This window comes from Streptomyces sp. NPDC021356, from assembly GCF_040641015.1.
GTDB lineage: Bacteria > Actinomycetota > Actinomycetes > Streptomycetales > Streptomycetaceae > Streptomyces.
Genome location: NZ_JBFACU010000006.1, coordinates 171087 through 193072 on the forward strand (window position 1 = coordinate 171087; position 21986 = coordinate 193072).

General features: G+C 69.4%; 20 protein-coding genes. 9 read left to right on the plus strand and 11 right to left on the minus strand.

Features of this window, described 5'->3' with window-relative positions:
- Positions 1-39 precede the first annotated feature (39 nt).
- From gyrB to dnaA, 6 genes are all read right to left on the minus strand, one after another.
- Entirely contained in the window at positions 40-2124 is a 2085-nt protein-coding gene (gene gyrB / locus AB0G56_RS10115; RefSeq protein WP_360966466.1) for a DNA topoisomerase (ATP-hydrolyzing) subunit B, read from the minus strand.
- 485 nt (positions 2125-2609) lie between these two features.
- Positions 2610-3167: a DciA family protein gene (locus tag AB0G56_RS10120; protein WP_360966469.1), complete on the minus strand. Its 558-nt coding sequence runs from the start codon at positions 3165-3167 to the stop codon at positions 2610-2612.
- Positions 3164-4285, minus strand: coding sequence for a DNA replication/repair protein RecF (gene recF, locus AB0G56_RS10125; protein ID WP_360966472.1), 1122 nt, complete (start codon positions 4283-4285; stop codon positions 3164-3166). The genes AB0G56_RS10120 and recF overlap by 4 nt, the downstream gene beginning before the upstream one ends.
- A gap of 149 nt (positions 4286-4434) precedes the next feature.
- Complete coding sequence (gene gnd, locus AB0G56_RS10130; RefSeq protein WP_360966475.1) at positions 4435-5310, minus strand: phosphogluconate dehydrogenase (NAD(+)-dependent, decarboxylating); 876 nt, start codon at positions 5308-5310, stop codon at positions 4435-4437.
- A 138-nt stretch (positions 5311-5448) separates the two neighbouring features.
- The gene (dnaN, locus tag AB0G56_RS10135) at positions 5449-6579 is read right to left on the minus strand and encodes a DNA polymerase III subunit beta (RefSeq protein ID WP_360966478.1); all 1131 of its coding nucleotides are present in this window, start codon (positions 6577-6579) and stop codon (positions 5449-5451) included.
- A gap of 1019 nt (positions 6580-7598) precedes the next feature.
- Positions 7599-9704, minus strand: coding sequence for a chromosomal replication initiator protein DnaA (dnaA, locus tag AB0G56_RS10140; RefSeq protein WP_360966481.1), 2106 nt, complete (start codon positions 9702-9704; stop codon positions 7599-7601).
- A gap of 365 nt (positions 9705-10069) precedes the next feature.
- Between dnaA and rpmH the strand changes: the two genes are divergently transcribed.
- The 9 genes from rpmH to AB0G56_RS10185 all read left to right on the plus strand — a co-directional run bounded on the left by rpmH (position 10070) and on the right by AB0G56_RS10185 (position 16830).
- Complete coding sequence (gene rpmH / locus AB0G56_RS10145; protein ID WP_003956500.1) at positions 10070-10207, plus strand: 50S ribosomal protein L34; 138 nt, start codon at positions 10070-10072, stop codon at positions 10205-10207.
- 21 nt (positions 10208-10228) lie between these two features.
- Complete coding sequence (rnpA, locus tag AB0G56_RS10150; RefSeq protein WP_360966484.1) at positions 10229-10600, plus strand: ribonuclease P protein component; 372 nt, start codon at positions 10229-10231, stop codon at positions 10598-10600.
- Positions 10597-10950 carry a membrane protein insertion efficiency factor YidD gene (gene yidD / locus AB0G56_RS10155; protein ID WP_360966487.1) on the plus strand — a complete coding sequence of 118 codons (354 nt, stop codon included), beginning with the start codon at positions 10597-10599 and terminating at the stop codon, positions 10948-10950. The genes rnpA and yidD overlap by 4 nt, the downstream gene beginning before the upstream one ends.
- A gap of 3 nt (positions 10951-10953) precedes the next feature.
- Positions 10954-12264, plus strand: coding sequence for a membrane protein insertase YidC (yidC, locus tag AB0G56_RS10160; protein WP_360966490.1), 1311 nt, complete (start codon positions 10954-10956; stop codon positions 12262-12264).
- Positions 12265-12279: 15 nt separating this feature from the next.
- Positions 12280-12792, plus strand: a complete 513-nt coding sequence (locus tag AB0G56_RS10165; protein WP_360966493.1) for a R3H domain-containing nucleic acid-binding protein — start codon at positions 12280-12282, stop codon at positions 12790-12792.
- Between the two features lie 117 nt (positions 12793-12909).
- On the plus strand, positions 12910-13626 hold the full coding sequence (gene rsmG / locus AB0G56_RS10170) for a 16S rRNA (guanine(527)-N(7))-methyltransferase RsmG (protein ID WP_360966496.1): 717 nt from the start codon (positions 12910-12912) through the stop codon (positions 13624-13626).
- Positions 13627-13903: 277 nt separating this feature from the next.
- A complete protein-coding gene (locus AB0G56_RS10175; protein WP_360966841.1) occupies positions 13904-14977 on the plus strand; it encodes a ParA family protein in 1074 nt (357 codons plus the stop codon).
- The gene (locus AB0G56_RS10180) at positions 14974-16008 is read left to right on the plus strand and encodes a ParB/RepB/Spo0J family partition protein (protein WP_360966499.1); all 1035 of its coding nucleotides are present in this window, start codon (positions 14974-14976) and stop codon (positions 16006-16008) included. The genes AB0G56_RS10175 and AB0G56_RS10180 overlap by 4 nt, the downstream gene beginning before the upstream one ends.
- Positions 16009-16212: 204 nt before the next feature.
- Positions 16213-16830, plus strand: a complete 618-nt coding sequence (locus tag AB0G56_RS10185; protein ID WP_360966501.1) for a GNAT family N-acetyltransferase — start codon at positions 16213-16215, stop codon at positions 16828-16830.
- A 91-nt stretch (positions 16831-16921) separates the two neighbouring features.
- Here AB0G56_RS10185 and trxA read toward each other — a convergent pair whose 3' ends face one another.
- From trxA to AB0G56_RS10210, 5 genes are all read right to left on the minus strand, one after another.
- A complete protein-coding gene (gene trxA / locus AB0G56_RS10190; protein WP_360966504.1) occupies positions 16922-17254 on the minus strand; it encodes a thioredoxin in 333 nt (110 codons plus the stop codon).
- Between the two features lie 49 nt (positions 17255-17303).
- Positions 17304-18275 carry a thioredoxin-disulfide reductase gene (trxB, locus tag AB0G56_RS10195; protein WP_360966507.1) on the minus strand — a complete coding sequence of 324 codons (972 nt, stop codon included), beginning with the start codon at positions 18273-18275 and terminating at the stop codon, positions 17304-17306.
- A gap of 181 nt (positions 18276-18456) precedes the next feature.
- Positions 18457-19404 carry a hypothetical protein gene (locus AB0G56_RS10200; protein ID WP_360966510.1) on the minus strand — a complete coding sequence of 316 codons (948 nt, stop codon included), beginning with the start codon at positions 19402-19404 and terminating at the stop codon, positions 18457-18459.
- Positions 19401-20126, minus strand: a complete 726-nt coding sequence (sigM, locus tag AB0G56_RS10205; RefSeq protein ID WP_360966513.1) for an RNA polymerase sigma factor SigM — start codon at positions 20124-20126, stop codon at positions 19401-19403. Before sigM ends, AB0G56_RS10200 begins: the two co-directional genes overlap by 4 nt.
- Positions 20127-20149: 23 nt before the next feature.
- Positions 20150-21874, minus strand: a complete 1725-nt coding sequence (locus AB0G56_RS10210; protein ID WP_360966515.1) for a protein kinase family protein — start codon at positions 21872-21874, stop codon at positions 20150-20152.
- Between the last annotated feature and the right edge of the window lie 112 nt (positions 21875-21986).

Genomic DNA, 21986 nt, shown 5'->3' on the forward strand with positions numbered 1-21986 from the left:
TGGTGGGGATCCTTCCTGGTGCGGTCAGCTGAGACCGACTCAGATGTCGAGGAAACGGACGTCCTTGGCGTTGCGCTGGATGAACTGGCGGCGGGCCTCGACGTCCTCGCCCATCAGGACCGAGAACAGGTCGTCGGCCTGGGCGGCGTCGTCGAGGGTGACCTGGCCGAGGACCCGGTGCTCCTGGTCCATCGTGGTCACGCGCAGCTCCTCGGCGTTCATCTCGCCGAGACCCTTGAAGCGCTGGATCGAGTCCTCGCGCACGCGCTTGCCGCGCTGCCGGCCCATCTCGATCAGCGCGTCGCGCTCGCGGTCGGAGTAGGCGTACTCGATGTCGTCCCGGCCCCACTTGAGCTTGTAGAGCGGGGGACGGGACAGGTACACGTGCCCGGCCTCGACCAGCGGCCGCATGAAGCGGAACAGGAAGGTCAGCAGCAGGGTGCTGATGTGCTGGCCGTCGACGTCGGCGTCCGCCATCAGGATGATCTTGTGATAGCGGAGCTTGTCGATGTCGAAGTCCTCGTGCACACCCGTGCCGAAGGCGGAGATCAGCGCCTGGATCTCCTGGTTCTGCAGGATCTTGTCGATCCGCGCCTTCTCGACGTTGAGGATCTTGCCGCGGATCGGGAGGATCGCCTGGTACTCCGGGTTGCGGCCGGACTTGGCCGAACCGCCGGCGGAGTCGCCCTCGACGATGAAGATCTCGCACTTGGCGGGGTCGTTCGACTGGCAGTCGGAGAGCTTGCCCGGCAGGGACGCGGACTCCAGCAGCCCCTTGCGGCGGGTGAGGTCGCGGGCCTTGCGGGCCGCCACACGGGCGGTGGCCGCCTGGATGCCCTTGCGGATGATGTCCGCCGCCTCGACCGGGTTGCGGTCCAGCCAGTCGTTCAGGTGTTCGTAGACGGCCCGCTGGACGAAGGTCTTCGCCTCGGTGTTGCCCAGCTTGGTCTTGGTCTGGCCCTCGAACTGCGGCTCGCTCAGCTTGACCGAGATGATCGCGGTCAGACCCTCGCGGATGTCGTCGCCCGTGAGGTTGTCGTCCTTGTCGCGCAGCAGCTTCCTGTCGCGCGCGTACTTGTTGATCAGGCTGGTCAGGGCCGCACGGAAGCCCTCCTCGTGCGTACCGCCCTCATGCGTGTGGATGATGTTCGCGAAGGAGTACACACCCTCGCTGTAGCCGCCGTTCCACTGCATGGCGACCTCGAGGGACAGGCTCTTGTCCTTGTCCTCGGCCTCCAGGTCGATGATCGTCGGGTGCACCACCTCTCCCTTGCGGGAGTTGAGGTACTTCACGAAGTCGACGATGCCGCCCTCGTAGTGGTACGTGACGGTCTTGACCTCGTCCTTCTGGTCGGCGCCCGCCTCGTCCGCGCCGCTGGTGGCCTTCGCCGACTCACGCTCGTCGGTCAGCCGGATCGTCAGACCCTTGTTGAGGAACGCCATCTCCTGGAAGCGCCGCGAAAGCGTCTCGAAGGAGTACTCGGTGGTCTCGAAGATGTCCGGGTCGGCCCAGAAGGTGACCGAGGTACCCGTCTCCTCCGTCGCCTCGTGCTTGACCAGGGGGGCGGTGGGCACGCCCAGCTTGTAGTCCTGCGTCCAGCGGTGGCCGTCGGTCCTGATCTCGACGGAGACCTTGGAGGACAGGGCGTTCACCACGGACACGCCGACGCCGTGCAGACCGCCGGAGACCGCGTAGCCGCCGCCGCCGAACTTGCCGCCCGCGTGCAGCACGGTGAGCACGACCTCCACGGCCGGCTTGCCCTCGGAGGCGACGATGCCCACCGGGATGCCACGGCCGTTGTCGACGACGCGGACCCCGCCGTCGGCCAGGATCGTCACGTCGATCGTGTCCGCGTGCCCGGCCAGTGCCTCGTCGACGGAGTTGTCGACGACCTCGTACACAAGGTGGTGCAGACCGCGCTCGCCGGTGGAGCCGATGTACATACCGGGTCGCTTGCGGACCGCGTCCAGACCCTCGAGGACGGTGATGGCGCTGGCGTCGTACGAGGCGGTGGCCTCACCGCTCGGAGAGGCCACCGGCTCATCGGCGCCGGTGTCGGTGGACGGGATGTTCTCGTTGGGGTTGCCGGAATCGGCCACGAAGCGCCCTTTCTGGCACAGCACGAGCCGGGCTCCTGGGGGTGCCCCCTCCGGGGAGGGTTGCCGGAGCGGCTGCGGCATGTTGCGTTGGTAAGCCTTGATCAGCGTTGCTCAGCTTTTCCCGGACGGTCCCCACGTTCGGGGCGGGATTGTCTTCCAGTCTACCGGTAGCGCCGACAGTGATGGGGGTTTGCCGGTACCTGGGTCCGCATGTGGCGCCCTGAACCGGTCTTGGCCGGGTCCCGATATACGGAAGGGGGCTCCAAGAGGCTCACAGCGGCACTCAGCGCTTCCGGGCGTCAACCCTTCGCTACTCCGGGGTCAGGTCGGGATTCGCAAGCGCGTGCGGGTGTGTGAGGGAGCCCTCCGCGACACCCGCACACCACCCTCCGCAACCACCCGATGTGATCTCTGTCACCCGCCGCGGGCGGCGGTCCACCGCGTGTCGCACGGCGCCACCGACCACCGGCCGGGCCGCGACCCGGCACCCGAAGGCGCGGCGCCATCCGTCATCCGTAGGTGTCGCCGGGCCCCGTACTCCCGGGCGCGCGCAACGGACCGTACCGACGGGCACCGCCCCCGGGACCCTGCACCTTGATCAACCGGACCGCGCCGTGCCCCAGGTCCTCGTTGAGGCGGGCGACCAGCGTCGGCGCGAGCAGCCGCAGGTTCGTCGCCCACGCCGTCGAATCACAGCGCACCGCCAGCACCCGCTCGTCCTCGTCGTACCTCTCCGGCACACAGTGCTTGGCCACGTCCGCCCCGACGATCTGCGGCCAGCGCCCCATCACACCGCCGACCGCGGCCGGAGTCTCCCACCCGCGCTCGGTGATCAGCCGGTTGATGGCCGCACCCAGCGCCATCGGGTCGCGACCGTCGCCACGCGCACCGGAACGCAGCCCACCGCGCCGCACCTGCCTCTTCTGCTGCGCCGCCTCACCCCGCGCGCGCGCCGCCTCCTTGGCCGCGCGCAACGCCACCCGCGCCAGGTCGACACCCGAGGGCTCGGGACCCTGCCGGGCCGCCTTCGGCGCCTTCCCGGCCCCCGGCTCGTTCTCGGCGCTCATACGCGCTCCACCGCCCCGCCCGACACGGCGAACCGGGCCCCCGACAACACGTGCGGCACATCGTCGTCGACCGCCGCCGTGACCAGGACCTGCTCACCGGGCGCGACCAGCTCGGCCAGCCGCTCCCGGCGCCGGGCGTCCAACTCGGCGAAGACGTCGTCCAGGACCAGCACCGGCTCATTGCCCTCCGCACGCAGCAGGTCGTACGAGGCCAGGCGCAACGCGAGGGCGTAGGACCAGGACTCGCCGTGCGAGGCGTACCCCTTGGCGGGCAGCCGCCCCAGCTTCAGCACCAGGTCGTCCCGGTGCGGGCCGACCAAGGTGACACCCCGTTCGATCTCCTGCTTGCGGGCATCGGCGAGCGCGGCGATGAGCTGCGCGTACAGGTCCTCGCGCGTGTGCGCCTCACCGGGCGCTGACGGCTTGTACTCCAGGGCCACCGGCCCGCCGCCGGGCGCCAGCTGCTCGTACGCCTTGTCCGCGAGCGGCTGCAGCGTGGTGATCAGGTCCAGACGCTGGGCCAGCAGTTCCGCACCCGCGCGCGCGAGGTGCTGATCCCACACGTCCAGCGTGGACAGATCCATGGAGCGCCCACCGTGCCGCCGCGCGAGCGCCGCGGACTTCAGGAGCGTGTTGCGCTGCTTGAGGACCCGCTCGTAGTCGGAGCGGACACCTGCCATACGCGGAGAACGGGCGGTGATCAGCTCGTCGAGGAAGCGGCGACGCTCGCCCGGGTCGCCCTTGACCAGGGCGAGATCCTCCGGCGCGAACAGCACCGTCCGGACGATGCCGAGCACGTCACGCGGTCTGACCTGCGAGGACCGGTTGATGCGGGCCCGGTTCGCACGGCCCGGGTTCAGCTCCAGCTCGACCAGCTGCTGCCGCTCGCCCTGCCGCACCTGCGCCCGGATCACCGCCCGCTCGGCGCCCATGCGGACCAGCGGGGCGTCCGAGGCGACCCGGTGACTCCCGAGGGTGGCCAGGTAGCCGACCGCTTCGACGAGGTTGGTCTTGCCCTGGCCGTTGGGGCCGACGAACGCGGTGACGCCCGGGTCGAGCGGCACCTCGGCCCGGGCGTACGAGCGGAAGTCGGCCAGCGACAGATGCGTGACGTGCATGGTCGTTCGCCGGCCTCCTCCAGCGGGTGGACCGCCGAGCGGTCCCGTGTCGTGCGAACCGTCCGGTGTCCGGTGTACGTGCCCTGTGGACCACCTGTGGTTTCACCGGCCTGCGGACCGGCGCCCGGCGGACGGCTGCGCCCTGTGGACTACTTCTTCTCCACGGCGTGACCGCCGAACTGGTTGCGCAGCGCGGCGATCATCTTCATCTGCGGCGAGTCCTCCTGGCGGGAGGCGAACCGCGCGAACAGCGAGGCCGTGATCGCGGGCAGCGGCACGGCGTTGTCGATGGCCGCCTCGACGGTCCACCGGCCCTCGCCGGAGTCCTGGGCGAAGCCGCGCAGCTGCTCCAGGTGCTCGTCGTCGTCCAGCGCGTTGACCGCGAGGTCGAGCAGCCAGGAGCGGATGACCGTGCCCTCCTGCCAGGAGCGGAAGACCTCGCGGACGTTGTCCACCGAGTCGACCTTCTCCAGGAGTTCCCAGCCCTCCGCGTACGCCTGCATCATCGCGTACTCGATGCCGTTGTGGACCATCTTCGCGAAGTGGCCCGCGCCGACCTTGCCCGCGTGCACCGAGCCGAAGTCGCCCTCCGGCTTGAGCGCGTCGAAGACCGGCTGCACCCTGGCGACGTGCTCCGCGTCGCCGCCGTACATCAGCGCGTAGCCGTTCTCCAGGCCCCACACACCGCCGGAGACACCGCAGTCGACAAACCCGATGCCCTTGGCCGCCAGCTCCCGCGCGTGCTTCTCGTCGTCGGTCCAGCGGGAGTTGCCGCCGTCCACGACCACGTCTCCGGGCTCCAGCAGCTCGGCCAGCTCGTCGACGGTCGACTGGGTCGGGGCGCCGGCCGGGACCATCACCCAGACCACGCGGGGGCCCGTCAACTTGTCCACAAGCTCAGAGAGGCTGTGGACGTCCGCGAGGTCGGGGTTGCGGTCGTATCCGATGACGGTGTGGCCTGCGCGGCGTATCCGCTCGCGCATGTTGCCGCCCATCTTGCCGAGGCCGACGAGACCGAGCTCCATCAGTTGTGTCCTTAGGTGTCCGACGTGATGTGGGGGCACTTTCGTACCGGTGTCCGAGCCTAGACCCGGACCTTCCCGCACATCCGTGGGCATACGCGCTCATGCGTACGCCCGCCGTCGGCCGGGACCGGCTCCGGCTCAGCCGCTCAGACGCACCGGCATGATCAGGTACTTGTAGGCCTCGTCCGCCTCGGCGTCCACGGCCGGCTTGCCGCTGAGCAGGGCGGGCTTGGTCGACGTCGTGAACGACAGCTGCGCCACCGGGGAGTCGATCGCGCTCAGACCGTCCAGCAGGAAGGTCGGGTTGAAGGCGATGGAGATGTCGTCGCCTTCGAGCTGGGCGTCCACCCGTTCCACAGCCTGTGCGTCGTCACTGGAGCCCGCCTCCAGGATGAGCACACCCTGCTCGAAGCTGAGACGGACCGGGGTGTTGCGCTCGGCGACCAGGGCCACGCGCTTGACGGCCTCGACGAAGGGGGCGGTCTCGATGACGGCGACGCTGTTGAACTCGGTGGGGAACAGCGTGCGGTACTTCGGCAGGTCGCCTTCGAGCAGGCGGGTGGTGGTACGGCGGCCCGCGCCCTCGAAGCCGATCAGGCCCTCGCCCGACCCGGAGCCGGAGAGCGCGAGGATGACGCTGTCGCCGCTGGTCAGAGCCTTGGCGGTGTCCTGGAGCGTCTTGGCGGGGACCAGGGCGACCGCGGAGACGTCCGGGTTCTCCGGCTTCCACAGGAACTCGCGGACCGCGAAGCGGTAGCGGTCGGTGGAGGCCAGCGTCACCGTGTCGCCCTCGATCTCGATGCGCACACCGGTGAGGACGGGCAGCGTGTCGTCACGGCCCGCGGCGATGGCGACCTGCTGCACGGCGGAGGCGAAGACCTCGCCGGGGACGGTGCCCGTGGCGTTCGGCATCTGCGGGAGCGCCGGGTACTCCTCCACAGGCAGGGTGTGGAGTGTGAAGCGCGAGGAGCCGCAGACCACCGTCGCCCGTACACCGTCTGTGGAGATCTCCACCGGCCGGTTGGGCAGGGCACGGGAGATGTCGGCGAGCAGCCGGCCGGAGACCAGGACGGTGCCCTCCTCCTCGACCTCGGCGTCCACCGACACACGGGCGGAGACCTCGTAGTCGAAGCTGGACAGGCTCAGCTGGCCGTCCTCCGCCTTCAGCAGCAGGCCGGCGAGAACAGGCGCCGGCGGACGGGCCGGGAGGCTGCGTGCCGCCCACGCCACTGCCTCCGCGAGTACGTCGCGTTCCACCCGGATCTTCACCGTAAGCCGCCTCCTGCTGATTGCTACTGAGTCCTCCGACTCGGTGTCACCGCCCGCTGCGACGGGAAGAGCACCGGGGACCAGTCTGACGCACACCACTGACAGTAGGTGCCCGTCGGGGTCAAGTCGCTCCGAGGGGCGGCCGGGCTCGAAGGGGCGAGTTGTGCACAGGTCCCGCTTCGAAACGAATTCCGCACTCTTACTGGTTGGGAGTAGTAGTAGGGGCTGTGGATACGGTGGATAACCACGTTTCCCCAGCTCAGCACGGAGATTTTGTCCACGGACCCTGTGGGTGACACCAGTGGACAACTCAGGGGATCTGTGGAGAACAGAAAGTTCTGCACACACCGCCCACAGGACGAGGTGAGTTCTCCCCAGCTGCGTCCCCAGGTTTTCCCAAGTTGCCCACACCCCAATCTGGCAGCTTGGTGTGACGGCTTTCACTCGACGCGGTGACCGGGTGCGTCGGGTTGCCGAACAGTGGACAACCATGTGGAGAAGCCACCGATCATTGGGGACAACTGACCGCAGCCTGTGGGTTGCCCGTGGACAACTTCATGCACAGGCTGTGGACCCCGGCTTCGCCCACAGGTTGTGGAAATCTTTCATCCACCGTTCCACACCCCCCTGAGCTGGGGGGACGGGTTTTGGGCCGGGAGGCTGTGGATGCCGTTCGGGACAACTTGGCGGTCCCCAGGATGTGGACGGAAGAAAGTTCACGGATCTGTGGAGAGAGCCCGTAACCACCCAGCTAATCGAACAACGGGCCCCGCGGCAGGGCGTCTCGGTGCACAGGGAGGGGAAGGCCGGCCCGGGGCCGCTGCCGCTCGCGCCGAGCCCGCTGAGGCCCTTCGCTGTCGTCTTCCGGTGCCTACGCCGACGCATGGTGGCTCCAGGCACAGCAGGCCGACGCACGCCGGCCCCAGACACAGCAGTGGGGCGCTTCCGGGCACAGCAGTGGGGCGCCTTCCGGAGACGGTGTTCCGGAAGGCGCCCCACAGGTGTCGTACGAGCTCTGGTCAGCCGTTCTTGATGCGGTTGGTCAGCTCGGTGACCTGGTTGTAGATGGAGCGCCGCTCGGCCATCAGGGCGCGGATCTTGCGGTCGGCGTGCATGACCGTCGTGTGGTCGCGGCCGCCGAACTGCGCGCCGATCTTCGGCAGCGACAGGTCCGTCAGCTCACGGCACAGGTACATGGCGATCTGCCGTGCGGTGACCAGCGCGCGCCCGCGGGAGGTGCCGCACAGGTCCTCGACCGTCAGCCCGAAGTAGTCGGCGGTGGCCGCCATGATGGCGGTCGCCGTGATCTCGGGCGCGCTGTCCTCGCCGCCGGGGATGAGGTCCTTGAGGACGATCTCCGTCAGGCCCAGGTCCACCGGTTGCCGGTTGAGGGAGGCGAACGCCGTGACGCGGATCAGCGCGCCCTCCAGCTCGCGGATGTTGCGCGAGATCCGGGAGGCGATGAACTCCAGCACCTCCGGCGGGGCGTTCAGCTGCTCCTGGACCGCCTTCTTGCGCAGGATCGCGATGCGCGTCTCCAGCTCGGGCGGCTGGACGTCGGTGATCAGTCCCCACTCGAAGCGGTTGCGCAGCCGGTCCTCCAGGGTCACCAGCTGCTTGGGCGGCCGGTCCGAGGAGAGCACGATCTGCTTGTTGGCGTTGTGGAGCGTGTTGAAGGTGTGGAAGAACTCCTCCTGCGTCGACTCCTTGTCCGCCAGGAACTGGATGTCGTCGACGAGCAGGATGTCCATCTCGCGGTAGCGCTTGCGGAAGCTGTCGCCCTTGCCGTCGCGGATGGAGTTGATGAACTCGTTGGTGAATTCCTCCGAGCTGACGTAGCGCACGCGGGTGCCCGGGTAGAGGCTGCGCGCGTAGTGCCCGATCGCGTGCAGCAGGTGGGTCTTGCCCAGGCCGGACTCGCCGTAGATGAACAGCGGGTTGTAGGCCTTGGCCGGGGCTTCGGCGACGGCGACCGCGGCGGCGTGTGCGAAGCGGTTGGACGCGCCGATGACGAACGTGTCGAAGAGGTACTTCGGGTTCAGCCGTGCGGTCGGCTCACCCGGTCCGTGGCCCTGCGCCGGCCGGTCGGCCGCGGAGCCGGAACCGCCGGCTCCGGAGGGAGGGGGGCCCGCCGGTCCGCCGCGGTGCGCGGGTCCGGCACCGGCCGGCGGCTCGGGCAGTTCCCGGCGGCCGGGGTCGCGCTGCTCGTAGTCGCGCTGGTCGTACTCGGGGCGCCCCGAGTCGTAGTCGGGGCGCGACTGGTCGTAGGAGGGGCGCTCCATCGGCCGCGGGCGGTAGTCCTGCGCCGGGGGGTAGGGCTCGTGCGGGCCGGTGTAGGAGTCGTTCGAGGAGCCGTACGAGTCCTGGGACCCGTAGCCGTCCTGGGTGCCGTAGGTGTCCTGCGGGCGGTACTGGTCGCGGGGGGCGTACGGCTCCTGGGCGGGTGAGGCGTAGGGGTCGCGCTCGGGGAAGCCGAGCCGTTGCTGCTGCCAGCCGTAGTCGTCCTGGGCCGGGCGCGGCCAGGCGCCGGGTTCGGGGCGCTGGCGGTCGCCGTACTCCGCCGGGTATGCGGGGCGGGCGGTCGGCAGTTGGTCCGTGCCGTCGCCCGGCTGGGGGCCGCCGGTGCGCGGGGGCGGGTGCTGGTCGCCGGGGCCGCCCGGGTGCTGGTCGGCGCGTCCGGGGCGGTCGGGCCGGCCGGTGCGGTCCGCGCGGTGGGGGTCAGGCCGGTCGGGGCGGTGGGGCTCGGCCCGGTGCCGTCCGTAGGGCTCGTAGCCGCCCTGGCCGGTGGGCAGTTCCTGTTCCTCGTAGCGGGACTGGGGGGCCGACGGCGTGGGGGGCTGGGTCTCGCCGACGGAGCTGTCGACGGTGATGGCGATGCGGATCGGGCGTCCGCACTCGCGGCTCAGCGTCTCGCTCACGACCGGGGCGAGGCGGCCTTCGAGCACGTTCTTCGCGAACTCGTTCGGTACCGCGAGCAGTGCCGTGTCCGCGACCAGCGCGAGCGGCTGGCAGCGGCGGATCCAGTGCTCGTCCTTCGTCTCGACGCCCTGGCCGCGGTCCTCTCCGAGGAGCTGTTCCAGTACGCGTGGCCACACTGCGGCAAGATCGGCAGGTACGTCAGCCACAGGGCACGCTCTCTCACGGGTCCCACGAACGTGTGGTTCGGGACGGGTCGGGATGTAAACGGGGGACAAGGGAACGAATGGGAGTCCGCCCACGGTAGTCAGCGCGGCGGGTACCGTTCAAGTTGTTGTCCCCAGGCTGTGGACAAGCTCGGCCCGGGGCCGCGCGGTTTGACCGGATGGCCTAGCCGCGCGTACCGTAACCAGGTCGAGTTGTCGATGGCTGCTGCCGCCTGCCTCCGAAGGGCACAGATCGCGTCAAGGTGATCGGTAAGCGGTGCACACGGCGTGACTGCGAGCTAATCGTGGGCGCACGGTGACAGCCAGGACGGCACCCCGCCACTACCGAATCTTTCTGGAGCCCCCGAGTGAGCAAGCGCACCTTCCAGCCGAACAACCGTCGTCGCGCGAAGACCCACGGCTTCCGGCTGCGTATGCGCACCCGTGCCGGCCGCGCGATTCTCGCGTCCCGCCGTAGCAAGGGTCGCGCCCGTCTGTCCGCCTGATCCCGGTCAGGTCATGACATCGTGCTGCCCACCGAGAACCGGCTGAGGCGGCGCGAGGACTTCGCGACCGCGGTACGACGAGGGCGCCGGGCCGGACGCCCGCTTCTCGTCGTCCATCTTCGTAGCGGTGCCACGGACCCGCACGCGCCTGGGGAGAGCGCTCCCCCGACGCGTGCGGGTTTCGTCGTGAGCAAGGCAGTGGGTGGCGCGGTCGTACGCAACGCGGTGAAGCGCAGGCTTCGCCATCTGATGCGCGACCGGGTCGCACTCCTCCCCCCCGGTAGCCTGGTAGTCGTACGAGCGCTACCAGGAGCGGGCGAGGCCGATCACGCACAGCTGGCCCGAGACCTGGATGCCGCCCTTCAACGACTGCTGGGAGGGGGCACGCGATGAAGTACCCACTGCTGGCCCTGATCAAGCTGTACCAGTGGACCATCAGTCCGTTGCTCGGGCCGGTGTGCAAGTACTACCCGTCGTGTTCCCACTACGGCTTCACGGCCATCGACCGGCACGGTGCGGTCAAGGGAACGGCGCTCACCGCCTGGCGCATCCTGCGGTGCAACCCGTGGTCGCTGGGTGGTGTGGACCACGTTCCTCCGCGCAAGCGTCCGCGGTGGCACGAAATGCTGCGTGACGCCTGGCGTACGCGCAAGGGCGGGCCCTCCGCCGCCGAGACGGCCACCGACGGGGACTTCCCGTCGGGCCCGGTCGCAGAGACCTCGTCCCATGCCCAAGGAGCATGATTAGTGGACACGATTGCCAGCTTCTTCAGTTTCATCACCTGGCCCGTCTCCTGGGTCATCGTCCAGTTCCACAAGGTTTACGGGGCGATCTTCGGGGCTGACACCGGCTGGGCCTGGGGCCTGTCCATCGTGTCCCTGGTGGTTCTGATCCGCATCTGCCTGATCCCGCTCTTCGTGAAGCAGATCAAGGCGACCCGCGCGATGCAGACGCTCCAGCCGGAGATGAAGAAGATCCAGGAGCGCTACAAGAACGACAAGCAGCGTCAGTCCGAAGAGATGATGAAGCTGTACAAGGAGTCGGGTACCAACCCGCTCTCCTCGTGCCTTCCCATCCTGGCGCAGTCCCCGTTCTTCTTCGCCCTCTACCACGTACTGAGCGCGATCGCGACCGGCAAGACGATCGGTGTGATCAACGAGCCGCTGCTGGCCAGCGCCCGTCATGCCCACATCGTCGGCGCCCCGCTGGCCGCGAAGTTCACGGACAGCGCCGACAAGGTCGCCCAGCTCGGTGCCTCCCTGACCGATGTCCGTGTCGTCACCGCGGTCATGATCGTCCTGATGTCGGCGTCGCAGTTCTACACGCAGCGCCAGCTGATGACCAAGAACGTCGACACCACGGTGAAGACGCCGTTCATGCAGCAGCAGAAGATGCTGATGTACGTCTTCCCGGTCATGTTCGCCGTCTTCGGCATCAACTTCCCGGTCGGTGTCCTCGTCTACTGGCTGACCACCAACGTGTGGACCATGGGCCAGCAGATGTACGTCATCCACAACAACCCGACTCCGGGCTCCAAGGCTCAGGCCTCCTACCTGGAGCGTCTGCACAAGCACGTCACGCACCACGGCAAGACCCGCAACCGGCGTGAGAAGGCCATCGTCAAGGCGATCGTCGCCAAGGGCCGCGACCGCAACGAGTTCGAGCGCAAGTTCATCAACGGCCTGACCAAGGCCGGCCTGGCGGCCCAGCCCGACGGCACGGTGATCAAGGGCGAGAGCGCCGCCGTCGTGCAGGCCGAGGACGGCACGGTCACCACCACGACGGCCGCCGGTGCCAGGCGTCAGCAGCCCAAGCGGCAGAGCAAGTCACAGCGTCAGTCGGGCAGCCCGAAGGCGGCAGGGGCCGGTGACATCGAGCAGCCCCCGTCGCTGACCAAGCCCGAGCCCGAGGCCGAGACGAAGACCGGCGCGCCGCGGGACACCCCGCCCGCCGCTGCCAAGAAGCCCGACTCCAAGCCGGGCAACGGCAGCCGCAGCAAGGCCCAGTCCGGCCAGCGCAAGGGCCCGCAGCGGCCCAAGTCCCCGTCCAAGAAGTAAGAAGGAGCCCATCCCGTGACGGAAGGCACCACCTCCGCCGCTGTCGAGGGCGCAGACGCCCTGACCCGCCTGGAGCAGGAGGGCGAGATCGCGGCGGACTACCTCGAGGGTCTGCTGGACATCGCCGACCTCGACGGCGACATCGACATGGACGTCGAGGCCGACCGCGCCTCTGTCTCGATCATCAGCGAGGCCGGCAGCCGGGACCTGCAGAAGCTGGTCGGCCGGGACGGTGAGGTGCTGGAGGCGCTGCAGGAGCTGACGCGGCTGGCCGTGCACCGGGAGACCGGTGACCGCAGCCGCCTGATGCTGGACATCGCGGGCTACCGTGCCCAGAAGCGCACCGAGCTGTCCGAGCTGGGCGCCAAGGCCGCGGCGGAGGCCAAGAGCAGCGGCGAGCCCGTGAAGCTGAAGCCGATGAGCCCGTTCGAGCGCAAGGTCGTGCACGACGCGGTCAAGGCCGCGGGGCTGCGCAGCGAGTCCGAGGGCGAGGAGCCGCAGCGCTTCGTCGTCGTGCTCCCCGCCTGAGCGGTCCCACGTTCCACCGGCCCCGTCTGTTGCGCAGGCGGGGCCGAACTTTGTCAGCCTGGTAGTTCTGGTGGTCGGCGCTGATCGCGCTGATGCGGTACGGAAGGACGGTCCCCCGTGACGGAGGCAGCGGAGCTCCCCCCTGCGCCCGAGCAGGCACGAGACGTATTCGGTGATCGCTTCGCGGATGCGGTCCGGTACGCCGAGCTGCTGGCAGAAGCAGGTGTGCAGCGAGGGCTCATCGGTCCGCGGGAGGTGCCCCGCCTGTGGGAGCGCCACCTGCTGAACTGTGCGGTGCTCTCCGAGGTCGTCCCCGAAGGGGTGACCGTGTGCGATGTCGGTTCCGGCGCCGGCCTGCCGGGCATCCCGCTGGCTCTGGTCCGGGAGGACCTGAAGATCACGCTGCTGGAGCCGTTGCTGCGGCGCACCAACTTCCTCACCGAGGTCGTCGAGATGCTGGGACTCGACCATGTCACCGTCGTCCGGGGGCGGGCCGAAGAGGTGATGGGCAAGCTCCCGCCGGTCCATGTGGTGACCGCCAGGGCGGTGGCTCCGCTGGACCGCCTGGCGACCTGGGGTATTCCGCTGCTGCGCCCGTACGGCGAGATGCTCGCCCTCAAGGGGGACACGGCGGAGGAGGAGCTGAAGAGTGCGGGCACCGCGCTGAGCAAGCTCGGCGCGGCGGAGACGTCCATCCTGCATGTGGGTGAGGGTGTCGTGGATCCGTTGTCCACCGTGGTCCGGGTGGAGGTCGGCGAGAGCCCCGGCGGCGTGCGTTTCGCGGCGAAGCGGGCGAAGGCGGCCCGGACAGGACGTGCGCGCCGGAGGCGGTGAGCCCTTCCTTTCGTCTCTCCGTCGCCTCTCACTCCGCCGCAGGGACCCTGCTGGGAGAGGTGCGGCGGAGTGTCGCTCACATAAAGGGCGAATTGTTGTCATCGTGTTTCACGTGAAACGTCGCTCACTGCTGCACGGCATCATCAACCGTGGCCGCGCCGCGGCCCAACCCCGCGACCGCAAGCCTCTCGGTTCACTCGGAGAGGGAACCGAGTTGTCCACAGAGGTGGATTTCTCCACAGAACGTCAGGCCTCACTGGTTCGCGACCCCGATGGCATGGGAGGCTCTGTTCATTGCGAGCCTGAAGTCGAGGAGAGTGAATCCTTGCGGTCCGACGCCAACATCGCGGGACCGATGACCGATCCGGTCCCCGGCCCCCGTACCGAGTCGATGGGGGAGAATGTTTCACGTGAAACACCGCCCCCGATGGACGACACTCCCATCGGTCGTGCTGCCCAACTGGCGGTCGAGGCTCTGGGCCGCGCCGGCGAGGGCCTGCCGCGCCCCGATCAGACGCGTGTCATCGTGGTCGCCAACCAGAAGGGCGGCGTCGGGAAGACGACGACGACCGTCAACCTCGCTGCTTCGCTGGCTCTGCACGGCGGCCGGGTCCTGGTGATCGACCTCGATCCGCAGGGAAACGCCTCCACCGCGCTGGGCATCGACCACCACGCCGAGGTGCCGTCCATCTACGACGTGCTCGTGGAGAGCAAGCCTCTGGCAGAGGTGGTCCAGCCCGTTCCTGATGTCGAAGGCCTCTTCTGCGCCCCCGCCACGATCGATCTCGCCGGTGCGGAGATCGAGCTGGTGTCCTTGGTGGCCCGGGAGAGCCGTCTGGAACGGGCGATCCAGGCCTACGAGCAGCCGCTGGACTACATCCTCATCGACTGCCCTCCCTCGCTCGGCCTGCTGACGGTCAACGCCCTGGTCGCCGGCCAGGAGGTGCTCATCCCGATCCAGTGCGAGTACTACGCGCTGGAGGGCCTCGGGCAGCTGCTGCGCAACGTCGATCTGGTGCGGGGCCACCTGAACCCCACGCTGCACGTGTCGACCATCCTGCTCACCATGTACGACGGCCGGACGCGTCTCGCGTCCCAAGTCGCGGACGAGGTGCGCAGCCACTTCGGTGACGAGGTGCTGCGGACGAGCATCCCGCGCTCCGTCCGTATCTCGGAGGCCCCCAGCTACGGGCAGACGGTGCTGACCTACGATCCAGGGTCGAGCGGTGCCCTCTCCTACCTTGAGGCGGCACGAGAAATCGCATTGAAGGGTGTCGGCGTCAGCTATGACGCCACGCACGCCCACATCGGTGCACAGAGCGACCCGAGCATGGTGGAGGGGATCCAGTGAGCGAGCGACGGAGGCCTGGGCTGGGTCGGGGTCTCGGAGCCTTGATCCCGGCCGCTCCGACGGAGAGGACCCCTGTGCCAGGCCCGGCGGGAAGCCCCGGCCCGGTCCTGACGTCCGACCGTGGAGTGGCCGCGGCGAAGGTGGCCATGTTGCCCCCGCCACCGATGGGCGCCCATTTCGCGGAAATCCCGCTGGACTTCATCACGCCGAACCCGCGGCAGCCGCGTGAGGTCTTCGACGACGAGGCGCTGGCCGAGTTGGTCACCTCCATCAAGGAGGTCGGGCTGCTCCAGCCGGTGGTCGTCCGGCAGACCGGCGCCGAGCGCTACGAGCTGATCATGGGCGAGCGGCGCTGGCGGGCCTGTCGCAAGGCAGGGTTCGACGCCATCCCGGCGATCGTGCGGGCCACGGACGACGAGAAGCTCCTGCTGGACGCCCTGCTGGAGAATCTCCACCGGGCCCAGCTCAACCCGCTGGAAGAGGCAGCTGCCTACGATCAGTTGCTGAGGGACTTCAACTGCACCCATGACCAGCTGGCGGACCGTATCGGCCGTTCTCGCCCGCAGGTCTCCAACACCCTGCGGCTGCTGAAGCTGTCGCCGGCGGTGCAGCGACGGGTCGCTGCCGGAGTGCTGTCCGCCGGGCATGCGCGGGCGCTGCTCTCGGTCGAGGACTCCGAGGAGCAGGACCGGCTCGCCCACCGGATCGTGGCCGAGGGACTCTCGGTGCGGGCCGTCGAGGAGATCGTGACGCTCATGGGATCGCGGCCGCAGTCGTCGCCGCGCTCCAAGGGCCCCCGTGCCGGAGCCAGGCTTTCTCCCGCCCTCTCCGACCTCGCGACGCGCCTGTCCGACCGCTTCGAGACCCGGGTCAAGGTCGACCTGGGGCAGAAGAAGGGCAAGATCACCGTCGAGTTCGCCTCCATGGAGGACCTGGAGCGCATTCTCGGCACGTTGGCTCCCGGCGAGGGCCGGGTGATGCAGAAGGGCCTGCTGGAGGGCGAACCGGCTGAGGACGAGACCGACGCCTGAGCCTTGGGGGAGCGGCCAGAGGCTTCCCTGTGGCGGGCCGTGCACCGGAGGATCACCGGTTCACGGCCCGCCTTTGCCTGTACTCGGTGTCCCCGGAATCACATCGTGGATACGATGCGTTCGGGTATGCATCCACCCGACGGCACGTCCGTGATGGACGGCCGCTCGTGACGCTGCGGGCGAAGGAAGCGAGGATCAGCCTTCATGGGCCGTAGGCTCCTGCCGCTCACGCTGGACAACCTCCATGATCTTCCACGGCGCTGCCGTGCATGCGTCTTCTGGGAGCTGGACCCGGTCAGCGGCGAGGCCGCGGTGCGAGCGGGCACACCCGCTGTGGAGAAGGAGGCGTGGATCTCCGCCGTCCTGCTGGACTGGGGCTCGTGCGGTCGCGTCGCCTACGTCGACGACGTGCCGGTGGGCTTCGTGCTCTACGCTCCCCCCGCCTACGTGCCCCGCTCTACGGCGTTCCCGACGAGCCCGGTCTCGCCGGACGCGGTGCAGCTGATGACAGGGTTCGTGATGCCCGGCTACCAAGGGCAGGGGCTGGGCCGTGTGCTGGTGCAGACGGTCGCCAAAGACCTGTTGCGCCGTGGCTTCAAGGCGATCGAGGCCTTCGGGGACGCCCGCTGGAAGGAGCCTGCCTGCGTGCTCCCGGCGGACCACCTGCTGGCGGTGGGCTTCAAGACGGTCCGCCCCCACCCCGCGCACCCCCGGCTCCGTCTGGAGCTGCGATCGACCCTCTCCTGGAAGGAAGACGTGGAGATGGCGCTCGACCGGCTGCTCGGAGCAGTGCAGAAGGAACCCGTGCTCCGCCCGCTGTGAGCCCACGGCACACCGAAGGGGCCGGCCCTGGCGGGCCGGCCCCTTCGTGTTTCACGTGAAACATCGTGCCGCCGATTCCCGGCGGCACGCGTCAGTCGGCGATGAAGTCCTCGAGGTCGCGGACGATCGCGGCCTTCGGCTTCGCGCCGACGATGGTCTTGGCGACCTCGCCGTTCTGGTAGACGTTCAGCGTCGGGATCGACATGACGCCGTACTTGGCGGCCGTGCCCGGGTTCTCGTCGATGTTGAGCTTGACGATCTCGATCTTGTCGCCGTACTCGGCGGCGATGGCCTCGAGGGACGGGGCGATCTGGCGGCAGGGACCGCACCAGGCAGCCCAGAAGTCCACCAGGACGGGCTTGTCGCTCTTCAGGACGTCCTGCTCGAAGGAGGAGTCGGTCACTTGCTTCAGGGTGCCGGCCACGGCGGGCTCCTTAGTCTTCTTCGCTTTGGTGCGGTGGGGTGGTCGGGGGTCAGACAGTGGTCTTCTCGGGCTCGGCCTGCTGCTCGTTGTCCGCGAGGGCGGCGAGGAAACGCTCGGCGTCGAGAGCGGCGGAGCAGCCCGTACCGGCGGCGGTGATGGCCTGGCGGTAGGTGTGGTCGACGACATCACCGGCACCGAAGACACCGGTCAGGTTGGTGCGCGTGGAGGGCGACTCGACCTTCAGGTAGCCCTCCCCGTCCAGGTCGAGCTGGCCCTTGAACAGCTCGGTCCGCGGGTCGTGGCCGATCGCGATGAACAGGCCCGTCACCGGCAGGTCCGAGAGTTCGCCGGTCTTGAGGTTGCGCAGCTTCAGACCGGAGAGCTTCTGCTCGCCCTGGATCTCGGCCACCTCGCTGTCCCAGACGAACTTGATCTTCGGGTCGGCGAAGGCGCGCTCCTGCATCGCCTTGGATGCGCGCAGGGTGTCGCGGCGGTGGACGATCGTCACGGACTTGGCGAACCGCGAGAGGAAGGTGGCCTCCTCCATCGCGGTGTCACCACCACCGATCACGGCGATGTCCTGGTCCTTGAAGAAGAAGCCGTCACAGGTCGCGCACCACGAGACGCCACGACCGGAGAGCGCGTCCTCGTTCGGCAGGCCGAGCTTGCGGTGCTGGGAGCCGGTGGTGACGATGACCGCCTTGGCCCGGTGCACCGTGCCCGAGGTGTCCGTGACGGTCTTGATCTCACCGGCGAGGTCGACGGAGACGATGTCGTCCGGCACCAGCTCGGCGCCGAAGCGCTCGGCCTGGGCCCGCATGTTGTCCATGAGGTCGGGGCCCATGATGCCGTCGCGGAAGCCCGGGAAGTTCTCCACCTCGGTGGTGTTCATCAGCGCACCGCCCGCGGTGACGGCGCCCTCGAACACCAGCGGCTTCAGCGACGCGCGCGCGGTGTAGAGGGCCGCCGTGTAGCCGGCGGGCCCGGAGCCGATGATGATCACGTTGCGGACGTCGCTCACGGCTTGATTCCTCGTCTCTGGACTGTGTCCTACGGCCGGTGGAGCTTCTCTCGGTGCTCTCACCCCACCCAACGGATCCTAAGGGGCGTGCATTCCCGGTGTCCCCGGGCACACGGAGGCGTCATGGAGCTGGGGAGCCGCACGGCACCGGGCCGTGCCGACCGCTCTGAGGGAGGCCTGCTCAGGAACGCGCGTAAGGGTGGGACAGCAGCACCCTGGCCGCGGCGGAAGGGTCGTGGACGCAGGAGGCCTCCACGACGTAGGCGGTGACCTGGGAGCCGGCGCCCGAGGGGTCGGACAGTACGACGAGGTAGGCGTCCTTGCCGTTGTAGGTGCCCGGCTGGGCGGCGAGGGGGGTGCCGGCGCTGTGGATGCCCTGGCGGACACAGGAGGGGACCGAGACGGTGGGGTCGCTCTTCAGGGTGTTCGGCCGGCCGGTCCCGGTGCCCGTCCCTGTGCCCGCGCCGGTGTCGGTGTTCGCGCCGAAGCTGTGCGGGGCGCGAGCCGTCCCCTGGGTGCGTGGTGTCTTGTCGAGGAGTTCGGTGACCTGGCTCTCCAGGCTCGTCTCGGAGAAGGCCTGTGCGGACGTACTCGGCCGGCCGTGAGCCGCGGCGCTGGATCCCTTGCTGTCCGGCTGGGAGGTCAGGACCACGGTGGCCACTCCCAGCGCGGCGACGGTGCAGGCGGCGCCCAGGACGGCGATCCCACGACGTACACGGCGTGGGCGGGGCTTGCGGCCGGGACCCGTGCGGGAGGCGCGGACGTTGCCTGCCGGTCGGTCCGCGGCCGATGTTTCACGTGAAACATGGTCGCTGTCGCTGTCGCTGTCGCCGGTGCCCTGCTCCTCGTCCGTTTCGTCGGCCGGGGCGGCGAGGACGGCGAGGGCGGGCTCCGCGGCGAGAGCGGCGTCGATACGGTCCGCGATGTCGCTCGGCATCTCCTGCGGGACCGGAAGCGTGCCGAGCAGGCTCCGGATCTCCTCCAGCGAGGACTGAACCTCGGCACAGGATGCGCACGCGTCCAGGTGCCGGCGCAGTTCCTCGGACCTCGGGGGAGCGAGCAGCCCCTCGGTGAGGTCGGAGATCTCCGAGACGTCCGGGTGCCCGGCCATGTCCGTCGTGGATGTCACGCTCGCCCACCTCCGCCCTTCACAGCAGTTGAATCGCCTGGTTCCGCGCTCCGCGCATCCCCATGGGGAGGATCCGCTGCCGGTGGGACGGACGCCCGCTGCGTCCGGTTCCGTCCGGTCCCGGGCTCCTTGCCGTGCCTCGAGCCGTCGGGCCGGAGGTGGGTGAGCAGGGGCAGGAGTCGGGCTCTGCCCCTGGCACACCGGCTCTTCACCGTCCCCACCGGCACATCGAGGATGCGAGCGGCCTCGGCGACGGGGTAACCCTGCATGTCCACGAGCACCAGGGCGGCCCGCTGGTCGGCCGGGAGCGTCCCCAGCGCCTCGACGAGCTGGCGCTGCACGTCGTTCCTCTCCGCGGGAGCGGAGGCCGACTCGTGCGGCTCCAGCAGGTGCTCCAGACGCTCGGTGTCGTCCACCGGAGAGGTCTTGCGCGAGGCCGCCTTGCGGACCCGGTCGAGACAGGCGTTCACGGTGATGCGGTGCAGCCAGGTGGTGACGGCCGACTGCCCCCGGAAGGTGTGGGCGGCGCGGTAGGCGGAGACCAGGGCGTCCTGCACGGCGTCGGCGGCCTCCTCGCGGTCGCCCAGCGTGCGCAGGGCGACCGCCCAGAGGCGATCGCGGTGACGTCGTACGAGTTCGCCGAAGGCGTTCCGGTCGCCCTCCACGTGGCGGGCCAGGAGGTCTTGGTCGCTCACGTCGCGGTAGGCGCTGTCGTCCGCCATGGGCCCCCTCCCCCTGGTCGTGTTCAGCCCGTGAACTTGAGGTCCGTCACGGCCTGCTTGAACCCGGGGTCGCTGTACGCGTCGCCCGGAGCGGGCGGCAGCGCGGTGAACCACACCAGCACGTACCGGCTCTTCACCGGCTTGGTCACCTTCACCTGTGCCGTGTTGCCGGAGGTCGTGTCGGAGCCCAGCTTCTTCATCGAGCTGATCGGGACCGCGGAGCTGGTCGAGTCGGTCGCGTACAGCGAGACGGTCGTGTGATCGCCGCTGAACAGGAGGCCTATCGAGGCGGAGGAGACCTCCTGTGCCGAACCGAGGTCGTAGACGATACCGACGCCGGGTTTGAAGGCCGGGTTCATGTCCGGCCCGTCCTTGTAGCTCGCGGTGCGCCAGTAGGTCGAGTTGTCCCCGTCGTACGTCTTGCCGACATCACCGGGATGCTGGGCGTCCCCCTTGGCGACGTACTCCTGGGCACTGTAGATCTTGAGCGGCTTGACCGGCTTCGGCTGGTTGTCCTTCTTGTCGTTCCCGTCCTGCGTCTGGGTCTGGCTGTCCTTGGTGGACTTGCCGTCCCGGTCCATCAGGGCGTCCGCGAGCTGCCAACTGCCCAGGCCCAGAGCGGCGATGAGCAGCGCCGAGACGGCCCACTTCAGCGCCTTTCCGGTCCGGCTCTGCAGCGGGGGCGGCGGGGCGTGCACCGGCTGGGTGACGCCGGGGTGCGGTGCCGGACGGCCGTACGTGCCCTGCTGGTACGACGTCCCCTGGTAATCGGGCGGCGCGGTGAACGCGGGCTCCGGCGGCCGGATCCGCGGCATCTCGCCGATCGCCTTCACCAGCTCCTCCGGCGTGGTGCACGGGGACTCGTGGCGCGAGGCTGTGGCGCCGTCGTTGGCGAGCGCGCGCATGGCCAGCTCGGACAGACCCCGGTGGACGCCGGCCCGCACCTGGTCCGGCGGGATGAGACCGATGTCCTTGGGCAGGCCGGACAGGCCGTAGGCGTCGTTCTCGTACGGCCAGCGCTGGGTGAGCGCCGCGTACAGCAGCGCTCCGATCGCCTCAGTGTCGGTGCGCTGCGGGGTCTCGGAGCTGATGCCGCGCAGCGCGGCGTTCACGGCGAGGCCACGGATGCGCCACTGGCCGGTGGAGGTGCGCAGCACGGCGTTCGGGTTCAGGCGCAGATGGGCCAGGCCCTCACGGTGCGCGACGGCCATCGCGGAGGCGACCTGGCTGACCAACTGGTAGGCACCGTGGGGTTCCAGCGGCCCGGCGGCAAGCAGGGTGGTGAGCTCGGTGGCATCGGGCAGCCACTCGTGGACGACGTAGACGAGGTCGTTCTCCTCGACGGCGTCGAGGACCTGGACGAAGCGCGGGTCGCCGAGGAGCGCCGAGGAGCGTGCCGCGGCCAGGACCGAGCGGGCGCGGGAGTGGTCGGCGGGCAGGAGGTGCACACCCACGGCCCGGCGGAGCTTCTCGTCCACCGCACGCCAGCTGCTGAATCCGTCCAGACGGGTGACGCACTCCTCGAGGCGGTAGCGTCTGGCCAGCTTGTGGCCGCTGTGCAGTTCGGGTGGTGAGGCCTTCTTCCCGGGACGTTCGGTCCCGCCGCTCCCCTGCGCCTCGTCGTTGTCCGTGTCCCGCTCCCGGTTCTGGGCCACCCCGTCGGCCGTGGCCTGGTCCGCCTCCGCGGTCAGCGGCTCGTCACCGCTGTTGTCTGCCACGTCGACGGCAGCCGTGCTCCGTTCCGCCACCGTCGCTCCTGCCTCCCCATCCATTGCGCGCTGTCCGACGCCGAAACCAATTGTGCCCACAGTCCGGCGCTATGCACGACACACGACGGCGGACGATGGTTGTGCGCCTACC

Excerpts from the sequence above, each read along its gene's own strand:
- AB0G56_RS10120 (WP_360966469.1), bottom strand. The coding sequence starts at position 3,167 with ATGAGCGCCGAGAACGAGCCGGGGGCCGGGAAGGCGCCGAAGGCGGCC.
- recF (WP_360966472.1), bottom strand. The coding sequence starts at position 4,285 with ATGCACGTCACGCATCTGTCGCTGGCCGACTTCCGCTCGTACGCCCGG.
- gnd (WP_360966475.1), bottom strand. The coding sequence starts at position 5,310 with ATGGAGCTCGGTCTCGTCGGCCTCGGCAAGATGGGCGGCAACATGCGC.
- yidD (WP_360966487.1), top strand. The coding sequence starts at position 10,597 with ATGAAGTACCCACTGCTGGCCCTGATCAAGCTGTACCAGTGGACCATC.
- AB0G56_RS10175 (WP_360966841.1), top strand. The coding sequence starts at position 13,904 with ATGGGAGGCTCTGTTCATTGCGAGCCTGAAGTCGAGGAGAGTGAATCC.
- AB0G56_RS10185 (WP_360966501.1), top strand. The coding sequence starts at position 16,213 with ATGGGCCGTAGGCTCCTGCCGCTCACGCTGGACAACCTCCATGATCTT.
- sigM (WP_360966513.1), bottom strand. The coding sequence starts at position 20,126 with ATGGCGGACGACAGCGCCTACCGCGACGTGAGCGACCAAGACCTCCTG.